The organism is Clostridium sp. UBA6640, assembly GCF_002455975.1.
In the GTDB taxonomy this organism is placed as follows: domain Bacteria; phylum Bacillota; class Clostridia; order Clostridiales; family Clostridiaceae; genus Clostridium_J.
On sequence record NZ_DKLM01000159.1, the window covers coordinates 864 to 12,477 of the forward strand.

At 31.2% G+C, this 11,614-nt stretch carries 11 protein-coding genes; 5 read left to right on the plus strand and 6 right to left on the minus strand.

Annotated features, from left to right (window positions below; translation table 11 throughout):
• Both B2W91_RS18480 and B2W91_RS18485 read left to right on the plus strand, forming a co-directional pair.
• On the plus strand, positions 1-812 hold an 812-nt coding region (locus B2W91_RS18480; protein ID WP_291583593.1), incomplete at its 5' end, for a cation:proton antiporter.
• Between the two features lie 91 nt (positions 813-903).
• Entirely contained in the window at positions 904-1,263 is a 360-nt protein-coding gene (locus B2W91_RS18485; protein WP_291583595.1) for a hypothetical protein, read from the plus strand.
• Positions 1,264-1,639: 376 nt separating this feature from the next.
• Here the strand turns inward: B2W91_RS18485 and B2W91_RS18490 are convergent, their stop codons facing one another.
• Complete coding sequence (locus B2W91_RS18490) at positions 1,640-2,530, minus strand: LysR family transcriptional regulator (protein ID WP_291583598.1); 891 nt, start codon at positions 2,528-2,530, stop codon at positions 1,640-1,642.
• 146 nt (positions 2,531-2,676) lie between these two features.
• On the opposite strand from B2W91_RS18490, the gene B2W91_RS18495 reads away from it, so the two are divergent.
• The 3 genes from B2W91_RS18495 to B2W91_RS18505 all read left to right on the plus strand — a co-directional run bounded on the left by B2W91_RS18495 (position 2,677) and on the right by B2W91_RS18505 (position 6,845).
• Positions 2,677-4,122 (plus strand): pyridoxal phosphate-dependent decarboxylase family protein, encoded by a 1,446-nt coding sequence (locus tag B2W91_RS18495; protein WP_291583600.1) that lies wholly within the window; start codon positions 2,677-2,679, stop codon positions 4,120-4,122.
• 1,065 nt (positions 4,123-5,187) lie between these two features.
• A complete protein-coding gene (locus B2W91_RS18500) occupies positions 5,188-6,384 on the plus strand; it encodes a cation:proton antiporter (RefSeq protein ID WP_291583602.1) in 1,197 nt (398 codons plus the stop codon).
• A gap of 101 nt (positions 6,385-6,485) precedes the next feature.
• Entirely contained in the window at positions 6,486-6,845 is a 360-nt protein-coding gene (locus B2W91_RS18505; RefSeq protein WP_291583605.1) for a hypothetical protein, read from the plus strand.
• Positions 6,846-7,218: 373 nt separating this feature from the next.
• On the opposite strand, the gene B2W91_RS18510 is transcribed toward B2W91_RS18505, so the two are convergent.
• From B2W91_RS18510 to B2W91_RS18530, 5 genes are all read right to left on the minus strand, one after another.
• Positions 7,219-8,034: a MerR family transcriptional regulator gene (locus tag B2W91_RS18510; protein WP_291583607.1), complete on the minus strand. Its 816-nt coding sequence runs from the start codon at positions 8,032-8,034 to the stop codon at positions 7,219-7,221.
• Positions 8,035-8,277: 243 nt separating this feature from the next.
• Positions 8,278-8,754 (minus strand): tRNA (N6-threonylcarbamoyladenosine(37)-N6)-methyltransferase TrmO, encoded by a 477-nt coding sequence (gene tsaA / locus B2W91_RS18515; protein WP_291583609.1) that lies wholly within the window; start codon positions 8,752-8,754, stop codon positions 8,278-8,280.
• 144 nt (positions 8,755-8,898) lie between these two features.
• The gene (locus tag B2W91_RS18520; RefSeq protein ID WP_291583611.1) at positions 8,899-9,597 is read right to left on the minus strand and encodes a YhfC family intramembrane metalloprotease; all 699 of its coding nucleotides are present in this window, start codon (positions 9,595-9,597) and stop codon (positions 8,899-8,901) included.
• A 175-nt stretch (positions 9,598-9,772) separates the two neighbouring features.
• On the minus strand, positions 9,773-11,164 hold the full coding sequence (locus tag B2W91_RS18525; RefSeq protein ID WP_291583613.1) for a DUF5808 domain-containing protein: 1,392 nt from the start codon (positions 11,162-11,164) through the stop codon (positions 9,773-9,775).
• Positions 11,165-11,177: 13 nt separating this feature from the next.
• On the minus strand, positions 11,178-11,546 hold the full coding sequence (locus tag B2W91_RS18530; RefSeq protein WP_291583616.1) for a GntR family transcriptional regulator: 369 nt from the start codon (positions 11,544-11,546) through the stop codon (positions 11,178-11,180).
• Positions 11,547-11,614 lie beyond the last annotated feature (68 nt).

Sequence of the window (11,614 nt, forward strand, 5' to 3'; positions counted from 1 at the left end):
CTGCAACAATGATGGTAATTAGGCAATATAAAGCTCACGGCCCCCTTACAAGGACTATTTTACCGGTTGTTGCAATTGATGATGCTGTAGGAATTATGCTTTTTGGACTTGCTATGTCCTTAGCTAAAATATCTATTGATTCAACAAGCCATTCTTTTTTACAGATGATTAGCGCACCAATTATAGAAATTTTAGGCTCTCTTTTACTTGGATTTTTACTAGGAGCTATACTTACATTTGCAGCTAATAGAGCGAAGAGTAAAGAGGAGTTATTATCAACTGTATTAGCCTCAATCGCTGCTAGCACTGGACTAGCTAATTTATTAAATTTATCTCCCCTTTTAACTTGCATGATGCTTGGTGCAACTCTTGTAAATTTAATGCACAATTCAAATCGTGTATTTACACTTATAACGGATTTTACTCCTCCTATTTATTTGTTATTTTTTACTTTAGCAGGAGCCAGTTTAGATCTAGGTATTCTAGCTCAAGTTGGTGCTTTAGGTGTAGGATATGTTATAGCTAGAGCCACAGGAAAAATCCTTGGTGCTTTCTTAGGAGCAAAGGCTGTAAATGCAGATGATGCCGTGGTTAAATATTTAGGACTTAGTCTATTGCCACAGGGTGGTGTTTCCATAGGATTATCCATAATAGTAAGGCAAGAATTGCCACAATTTGCCGCCGCCATAACTACAGTTATTCTATTTAGCGTATTAGTTTATGAAATTTCAGGACCTATTCTAGCAAAAATCGCCATAGAAAAAGCTGGAGAAGTTAATGGATTAAATAAGGTTTCAAAGCAAGCCTGTTAAATATAATAGAACCCATTAGAAATCATTGGAAAAATACTTTTTTTTGTATATAATTTAAATTACTAATTATATGATGAAAGTTGGTGATACAATGTACGTATTATTTCTAGTACTTAATGAGGTTGATTACTTAGACGATATTCTATCTACCTTTTTAGATATTGGTGTAAAAGGTGCAACAATTTTAGATAGCCAAGGAATGGGTAGTGTCCTAGTTAATGGTGAAAATGGGGACATACCTCTCTTTAGATCATTAAAAAGTTTTCTAGATAGTTCTAGACCTTATAACAAAACAATTTTTTCTGTTATCCAAAGCGAAGAACTTGCTAAAAAGGCTATGAAAGCAGTTAATGACGTAGTTGGAGATATTTCAAGACCAGGTGTAGGCTTAATGTTTACAATTCCTATAGGTCATATTTATGGTATGAATGAAAATTGCTCCTATGAATAGTTTTTAAAATTCCTTACCAATTTTTAAGTTGATAATTGATAAGTATAAATAAAATTTTAACCATACTAAAACTTCTAAAAATATATTAAGGATTCTGCTTAATCAGAATCCTTTCTTCTTTAACTCTCCATTATCAACTCCTAATTTTTAAAGATGGCTTCCATGTTTTATTTTCAGTTGCAAAACTAAAGATTCGTCCATAAATTGAAATTAAGTAATACTTGAACATCCAATTAGGCAGCTTTTAAACTTTTTCTATTATAGTTTTTTTATCTTTCAAAGATTTTACCATAAACTCCTTAATTCTTGGAGCTTAGAATTTATTTTTTGCACAAGGAGCTGCGCACTAATTATTTAGTGCGACAGCTTTGTTATTCTATTCTCTTTTATAAAAATCTTGAACTATTTCAATAAATGCCTGCATTTGTGGAGTCACCCATTTATTCTTATGATAAAGAAGCTGACTGCACATCTGAATGGTGGGGATATCTGTTTGAATGCGAGATAGTGTGCCTTGTTTGATTGATTTTTGTACAGAAAACAAAGGTAGAAATGAAACGCCTATGCCTTCTTCAAGAAGGTGGATAATAGTTTCTGTATTACCTATCTCCAATACAGGTCTAATTTCCATTTCCTTTGACGCAAGCATTCTTTCCAATTCATAGCGGTAACTTCCACCCTTTTCTGTCAATATGAAAGGTTCTTTTATAATAGTTTGTAGTTCAATTTTTTGTCCATCTATTAGAGAGTGACTACTTGAGGTCACAAAAACAATATCTTCATCCTTTTGTACAGCTCGTACCCATTCCGAACCATATACTTTTTGATCTAATGTAAACATAATGTCAATGTCATTGCATTTGATCATATCTATTAATTCTTCTGTCTTAGCGGTTTTTATAACAGTCTCTACCCGAGGACAAACACGATGAAATTGCAGCAATAGTTCAGGAAGTATAGCTGTACATAGAGATTCTACTCCTCCAATACGAAGAGATCCTGTTGGAACATCAGCATTAGATGCAAATGTCATGGCTGCATTAGTGACCCTCATTATTTCATTAGCATGAAGAATAAATGCCTCACCTTGATCTGTCAAGTTCACATGTTTGCCAATTCTTTCAAAAAGTTGTGTCCCAAGCTCTTTCTCTAATTGCTGCATCTGAATTGTGACAGTGGACTGAGAGTAGCCAAGCTGCTCTGCCGCCTTTGAAAAATTCCTCGTTGCTGCTACCCTCAAAAAGGTTGCAATATTTCTAAACTCCATATACATCACCTATTAATATTTTTAATGCATATTATGAAATCTATGAATTTCACAAATATATAGTTACATGCTACTATAGGTAATGAGGGATGTCAATCATTTAGTTTGACGGTTCCAATATACTATATATGTAAGGTGACGATAGAATGAATAAACAGAAAATGACATTAAATAATCAAGTACAACATGCAGTTGAGGATTTTATTCAGGCATTTTGTGCTGACAAACAAGAATTAGCTACTAGCAGAATTATGCAAGAAGCAGATGAAAACCAAATTTCAAAGCTGAAGAAAATTGGCATACCCACTGAGGGATGCCCTATAAATACAGTGGTAACCGAAATGATGGAAGACGTTTATAAATATAGAGCCTGCGTAAATCATCCCCGATTTTTTGGCTTCGTTCCAGGACCTGCATCTATGCTATCCTGGCTTGGTGATATTATGACAGCCGCTTACAACATTCATGCTGCAAGCTGGGCAACGAGTCCTGCAGCAAGTTGTATCGAACAGGAATTGATTAGTTGGCTCTGTTCTCAAGCAGGTTATACAGAAAAGGCAGGAGGACTATTTGTATCTGGAGGTTCCATGGCGAATATGACAGCACTGACTGCTGCCCGTGATACCATATTGAAAGAAGAAAACCAACACTTAGGCGTTGCCTATGTTTCAGATCAAACTCATAGCTCTGTGGCAAAAGGCTTACGCATTATTGGAATTCCAAACACCAGAATTAGAAAAATACCTACTGATCCTTGGTTCCGAATGGATATGAATCAGTTAAAAGCTGCCATTGAAAAAGATATGGCGGATGGACTTGTTCCATTTGTTGTGGTTGCAAGTGCCGGAAGTACCAATACTGGAAGTATTGATCCACTGCAGGAAATCGCCTCTTTGTGTCATAGCTATGGCATATGGATGCATGTGGACGGCGCATACGGAGCTTCTGTGTTGTTGACGAAGAAATATAAGCATCTACTCAAAGGAATCGAAGCTGCAGACAGCATCAGTTGGGATGCACATAAGTGGTTATTTCAAACCTATGGCTGTGGTATGGTTCTAGTAAAGAACAAATCAACCCTGTTCAACAGCTTCAGTACCCATCCAGAATACCTTAAGGATTTAGAAGCAAAAGAAGGGGAAGTAAACTATGGAGATATGGGAATGGAACTTACGCGACCAGCCCGTGGTCTGAAATTATGGTTTACTCTACAAGTGATGGGATCAGACGCCATTGGTGAGGCAATAGAGCATGGATTTCAACTTGCAGAATGGGCAGAGGATGAACTTAAAAAGAAAAAAGATTGGGAAATCATTTCTCATGCACAACTTGCCATAGTAAATTTCCGTTTTGCTCCGTCTAACTTAACAGAGAAACAAATAGATGAACTTAATCAAAACATCTCTAAAGCAATCATTGATAACGGCTATGCAGGTGTCTTCACTACAGAATTAAACGCCAAAAAAGTTTTGAGGATTTGTGCACTTCACCCAGATACTACGGAGAGTGATATGAGAAACACAATCCGCCTGCTAAACGATTATGCCCAAGAGCTTTATCAATCAATGATATCAATGAAAATTAGCAGTTAATATTTTAATAACTGCTATTTTATAGATTGAATCAACTAATTTTATGCTACTGTATTACAGCATAAAATTATATAGATATACCAGCTCCAAAATTAATATGAATTAAGAATTTAAAATACGAATTATGGTTAAAACTCCACTGACAAAGCCTTTGGAGTTTTTTTAATAAAAATTGCTCATTCTCATCTGTATTACAAAGCTATTTCTCATCATTCCACAATAAATAATTGTAATTTCTCTATAATATTTGAAAAATTTTTACATATGGTATATACTATGGTTGTACCACTTAATTAAAGACATTTTATATATAATTATAATTTAAGTAAAATAAAACAATTGGTTGTATCTACCCATTTTTTATATTCCAAGTATGACTTTTTAATTAAAAACATATAAATTAGGGCTTATATAAAAAGAGGAACTCCTAAAATATTTATAAGAAGTTCTTTTTTTATGCGCTCATTCTTCTAAAATTACAAAGTAAGCCAAAGGGAATATATTTGTTCTTTTAATAAGAATACAACTAGAGGTTATATACATATAACCTCTAAAATTATACCACCATTCTTTCGCTAAACTTATCAAATGTAGCGTTCCACTATGAAAAAATTTTATGCCTTTCAGTATTATAATTAAAACTATTGAATTCACAACTTTTTCAATTCACAATTTTGGATATTTCTCAACAGAAGCTGAGAAATCTAGAATTTATTAACTGTAGCGGAGAACAGTGTTCTCCACAAAACCCAACTCCATTCCCATTATCATATATTTGGCATATAAAAAATGGCGAACAATGTTCGCCGCTACAAAAATCTATTTAAAGAAATAAGTTTGATCAAAACTAATTTCCATCACAAATGTCAATTGCCCATTTTCAATTCTCCATTAATTGAAATTGTGAATTAGAATATTTAAGGGGTAACTATATTTGGCTATACATTAACTTTTTAGATAGTTTATCTATATAGTTCTTATCTAGCTGGCATTAGTGGTCTTTAGCTATGGGTAATTATTAACCATAATTATAAAATAAATATATTATATAGGAGGATATACACATTGGATTTACTCTTAAAAATTAGTATTGTATTATTTGTTGGTGTTATTGGAGGAAGATTAGCTAAATATCTTAAACTTCCTAATGTAACAGGTTATTTAGTAGCTGGATTATTTATCGGTGCATCTTTTTTAGGGACAATTACTGAACAAGACATGGCAAGCTTTTCAATTGTCAATGAAGTAGCATTAGCAACTATAGCTTTTAGCATAGGTAGTGAATTTGTGTTAAAGGATATGCTAAAGGTAGGTTCAAGTATCCTTATAATCACAATAGCAGAAGCCATTGGTGCTGTAATATTGGTATTTATAGTGACTTATTATGGATTTAATCAATCCTTTGCATTTAGTATTGTAATAGCATCTATGTCTGCAGCTACAGCTCCTGCTGCAACAATGATGGTAATTAGACAATATAAAGCTCACGGTCCTCTTACAAGGACTATTTTACCGGTTGTTGCAATTGATGATGCTGTAGGAATTATGCTTTTCGGACTTGCTATGTCCTTAGCTAAAATATCTATTGATTCAACAAGCCATTCTTTTTTACAGATGATTACTTCACCAATTATAGAAATTTTAGGCTCTCTTTTACTTGGATTTTTACTAGGAGCTATACTTACATTTGTAGCTAATAGAGCACGAAGTAAAGAGGAGTTATTATCAATTGTATTAGCCTCAATTGCTGCTAGCACTGGACTAGCTAATTTATTAAATTTATCTCCCCTTTTAACTTGCATGATGCTTGGCGCAACTCTTGTAAATTTAATGCACAATTCAAATCGTGTATTTACACTTATAACGGATTTTACTCCTCCTATTTATTTGTTATTTTTTACTTTAGCAGGAGCCAGTTTAGATCTAGGTATTCTAGCTCAAGTTGGTGCTTTAGGTGTAGGATATGTTATAGCTAGAGCCACAGGAAAAATCCTTGGTGCTTTCTTAGGAGCAAAGGCTGTAAATGCAGATGATGCAGTGGTTAAATATTTAGGACTTAGTCTATTGCCACAGGGTGGTGTTTCCATAGGATTATCCATAATAGTAAAGCAAGAATTACCACAATTTGCAGCCGCCATAACAACAGTTATTTTATTTAGCGTATTAGTTTATGAAATTTCAGGACCTATTCTAGCCAAAATTGCCATAGAAAAAGCTGGAGAGGTTGATGGATTAAATAAGGTTTCAAGGCAAGCCTGTTAAATATAATAGAAGTCATTAGAAATCATTGGAAAATTACTCTTTTTTTGTATATAATTTAAATAACTAATTATATGATTTATATGATGAAAGTTGGTGATACAATGTACATATTATTTGTAGTACTTAATGAAGTTGATTACTTAGATGATATTCTATCTTCCTTTTTAAATATTGGTGTAAAAGGTGCAACAATTTTAGATAGCCAGGGAATGGGTAGTGTCTTAGTTAATGGTGAAAATGGAGATATACCTCTCTTTAGAGCATTAAAAAGTTTTCTAGATAGTTCTAGACCTTATAATAAAACAATTTTTACTGTTATCCAAAGTGAAGAACTTGCTAAAAAGGCTATGAAAGCAGTTAATGACGTAGTTGGAGATATTTCAAGACCTGGTGTAGGCTTAATGTTTACAGTTCCTATAGATCATATTTATGGTATGAATGAAAATTGCTACGATGAATAGTTTTTAGGATCTCTTACCAATTTTTAAGTTGATAATTGATAAGTATAGATAAAATTTTAACCATACTAAAACTTCTAAAAATACATTACGGATTCTGCTTAATCAGAATCCTTTCTTCTTTAACTCTCCATTATCAACTCTTAATTTTTAAAGATGACTTCCATGAATTATCTTAAAGTCTTCATTTTCATCCTCTTCTTTCGTTATTATGATGTTATTTCTGTACTAACCACTTATCGGTATCAGTATAATATTGTATACACAGAAAGCCGAACACTTCTGCGTCAGTTATTCTGTTTATCTTAAAATTTTTATTCTTATAAAATAATTTTACTTAAGATATAATTATGAACCGTCCCTTAGATGTAAATTACTATATTTTATTCAATGGAATCTGAATTTCAGTCAAGTATTTATCAGGATTTTTCTCGTTCCATGGTCCACGATGAACAATTTGCCTGCTCTGACCGGTCATTTTATATTGATTATGTTTCTGTAACCAATTAGCAAAGGCTAGAAATGCATTGGCAATATTCTTAAACTCCCCATATACCATTGTGCAAGCCATTATTGGTATAGGTTCTGTATTGCGATATACAAATCCATTCATATTTTCTCCTGTTTTATCTACAAATGCGCATAGTTCAACATCAACATCTCTTTCTTTATATTCTGTATCATGATAAATAGAAAAAGTATTATTGGAAATTGAAATATTATTTTCATCTACAAACTCAGACATTTCTTTCCAAAGCTCACCTTCAGCATAATAATTAGGAATCACTTTTCTTAAAGAAAGAACTTTATAGCTAGGTATACTTTTAATAGTAACATTATAGTGGATTGACATTTTTTCCTCTCGAATATCTTTCATTGCTAATTCTATCTTACTCAATTTATCCTGTTCTTCCTTAATGATATTCTCAATTTCTAAATGTTTATTTTCAAGTTGATTTGTAATAAACGCATTATCCCAGTTATTAATAGCAATTGCAATTTCTGACACATTAAATCCTATATCCCGTAGAAAAATAATTTTATTAAGAATAGGAATTTGCTCTGTAGAGTATAATCTATATCCAGAAAATTTATCTATTTTTGCAGGTTTTAATAGACCAGTTTCATCATAATATCTTAGCATTCTAACTGATACTTGAGTTAATTTAGAAAACTCACCTATCTTAAACATTACTATCACCCCTATATCGAGATATTATAGTGCTTGTTCTATTAAACTTCAACATACTTTATTCAGGCCTGGACAAGTCATGATGCAATACATATTTCAATATCATTAAGCAACATGATAAATAAAGAAATTTTTATATTTATTGCTTTTTACTAGCGCCCTCTTTAATCTCTAAATTTTATTTCTTGACATGACAAAAAAAGGTCGATAGTTTATAATTCCTCTATCGACCTACATATAAAACTAAAAATTAAATTCATTTTCCCAATTAAAACTTCCAGATTCCTCTAAACTTTTTGGCCAATGGCTGCACCATTCTGGTACACCAGGAATTTCAACTCTGTCAAGGCTTGGTGTATATGGCTTTATGTCAAGTACAGGTGTGCCATCATTAGCATCAATATAAGGAATGTGAATGATACCTTTCTTATAGTCAATGTGAATAATTTGCACTGCAGTCAGTGCAATAGGATTTGGACGAATAGGTGACCTTGTAGCAAACATACCCATTGTATCTGGAGACTTTTTATATGGCTGTGTTGCTTCAAGTGTATTTCTTGCCTCTTCATTATCAAAGTCACTAAACCACCAAATTACATTAATATGACTAAACCCATCTAATGCCTGTAGAGCTGGAATATACTTTGGCTTAATTTCAATAAACATTTCCTCCTCATTGACGTTAATTTTTCCAATAGGACTTACTTGTAAATTTTTCATAATTCATTCCTCCACATGATTTTTATTTTCCCATAAACCCACTGTATACCCTGACATCATGTGAGAGTCAATATAGAAAATAATCCTCATTAATGTTTAAGTCAATTGATGAGGATTATCATTTTTACCTTAATAGCTATTGAATTATATAACTTGATCGGTAAAGATTTTTTTCGTTTTACCTAAATATATCAATGATATTATAAAAAATAGAAATATTATACTCTCTGCAATGAATAAGTTTATTATTTTCATTTGGTATAGTGCAGCAGGAAAATCTATTACTGCATGTATCAATATTGCTATAAATAAATATATATTTTTTCTATACTTTATAGCATATAGAACTATCATCGTTAAGGCTATTTGTATCCCAAATGCAAATATTCTTTCTGTAAAACTAATTATAAAATTGCTAGCAGATGTTTGTATATTTATTAAATTACTATATATTATAAATTGTACATTTGAAACAACACCTATAATTATAGCTTCTATACCACCATGCCCTATTCCAAAAGCAATACCGTCTTTCCATTCATGATTATTTTTAAGAACTGTTTTAAAAGCAATAAATCTGCCTACTTCCTCAAATATGCCTGCTGCTAATGCTCCATATATGGAAAAAAGTATAGGATTTTTAATTAAATTATTTCCTATTACAACCATATGAAGAAGTCTTTCAAGTATTTGTGTAAAAATAAAGAAAACAATAGCACCTATAATAACAGGTTTTAAATTTATTTTTTCTTTCTTTTTAAAGTATATCAGTATAATTATCGGAAACAAAAAGCACATAGCTCCAGATATTCCCGCAGAAATTATTGATGCTGAGTTTACCAAAAGAATCCCCTCTTTTCTATATTGCTATATTTGTTATATATATTATATAACAAATATAATTATAAATCAATATTTATGATAATTGACTAATATTTATGCCAAGTAACTAAAAAAATACAATTCCAATAAAAAAGACTCTATTGAAATTTCTTTCAGTAGAATCTTTTTCATATAACTACTTATCTTTTAAATCCTTTAACTCATTGAAGAGAGCTTCTGTCTTTTCCTTCTCTTCGTAATTTACATAAATGGTTTTTTCCTTTGTAACTATTTTAATTACTGAATTTTTATCATCTTCTATAAATAATTTAACCTTTTCTCCATCTTTTGTTCTAAAGTATCCCACTTTTTTGTTTCCAATGGCTCCTCCATTTTGTTTAACAGCTATTGGAGGAAGAGATTTTTCAAAAGACAATTCCATTATATCTTTTCTATCTATATTTTCAGAGTACATACCTTTAATAGTTACAACTTGTTCTCTTATTTGTAAATCAACTTTCATTGAAGTAGACGTATAAACTACCATCACAATAGTACCTATTATCAACAATGCTGTAAGAGCCATAGCTACTTTTCCCATAGGACGTGCAACATTTACGGTCCAACCCACTCCTGCTCTCTTTTCTACAAAAAATGCTGGATCATTTGGATTATAATAAATCATACCAAAAATATAATTATCATCATCTTCTCGATTAACAATTAATGTATCTTTATCCTGTTCATCTTTCTCTATTGAAATATTTTTTCCGCTTTGTCCCACTTTATAGCCATATATACTCAATGCAAGTCCTAAAATTATAATAAATATAATCATAGTTGTTGTGATAATAAACTCATTTTTAGTTGATATCAAATTCATATTTCCTAAATTTGTTACAGTAAAAAGTATGGCTATAACATAGGTAATCATAATTATAAATATTGACATTATCCTTCTAAATTTTATACTTTGAACTCTTATATCTTCAACATTTCCTCCATTTAAGTTTTGCTTTGATTTGCTAATTGATAAAAAACTAAAGAATAATACAATTATTGTAAAAAGGAAACTTATCAATCCTATAATCTCTACTTCTTTCCAGTTTCTTAATGCCATAAAAAGCACTAATAGAAAAAGCAAAATTGGAGGAGCAAAATACCATTTACTTAACTTTCCATAATTTCTGTTCTTAGCCTTTATATCCACTACCACTATATTTTCATCAGTTAATAAATCTTCCCAGTTTTCTCTTCTTTTAATAGCTTTCACTCTTTTATTAGCCTTGTAAAAGCACAAGCTGTTCTCAAATATAAATAAAAATACACTAGATATAAGTATAATTGACCAGTACTCTTCACTTACTTTAATCATTATCAATACACTTAAAAGTACAGTTAATAAAAAACATATATTTAAATTCCTTTTATAATTTTTATCTTCTTTTATCAAGTCTTCTTTTTTCTCAAAACCTATTGGAATCCTAACTCCGTAAAAAACAGCTCTTTGAGAAAACTTTTGCACAAATAAAAGGGGAATATAGGTTATTATCATTATACTTAAAAATATTAAAATTTCTGCCTTCACAAAAATCACCTACCTATTTAATATCATCATATTTATCATTAATTAACTTGATTATTTCTTCCTTGCTGACTCCTTTACATATGCACCTGCATAAAAAAACTTCTAGTTCCTCATCTATAGAATTTAAGAAATCCTTTTTATTATCCTTATTAACATTAACCATAGCGCCTTTTCTTCTATCTATTGATAAATACCCCTCATCTTTCAAAAGATTATAAGCCTTATTGATAGTATGAAGATTCACCCCAATATCTACACTTAAATCTCTAATAGATGGGAGAGCCTCTCCATCTTCTAGCTCACCTCTTGCAATTGCTTTAATAATTTCATTTTTTAATTGTACATATATTGGAGTCTCACTATCAAACAATATCTTAATCAAATCACCACCACCTTTAAATCCTAACTATATATATCTATTCTATATGTTATGCTTGTTATATATATTAT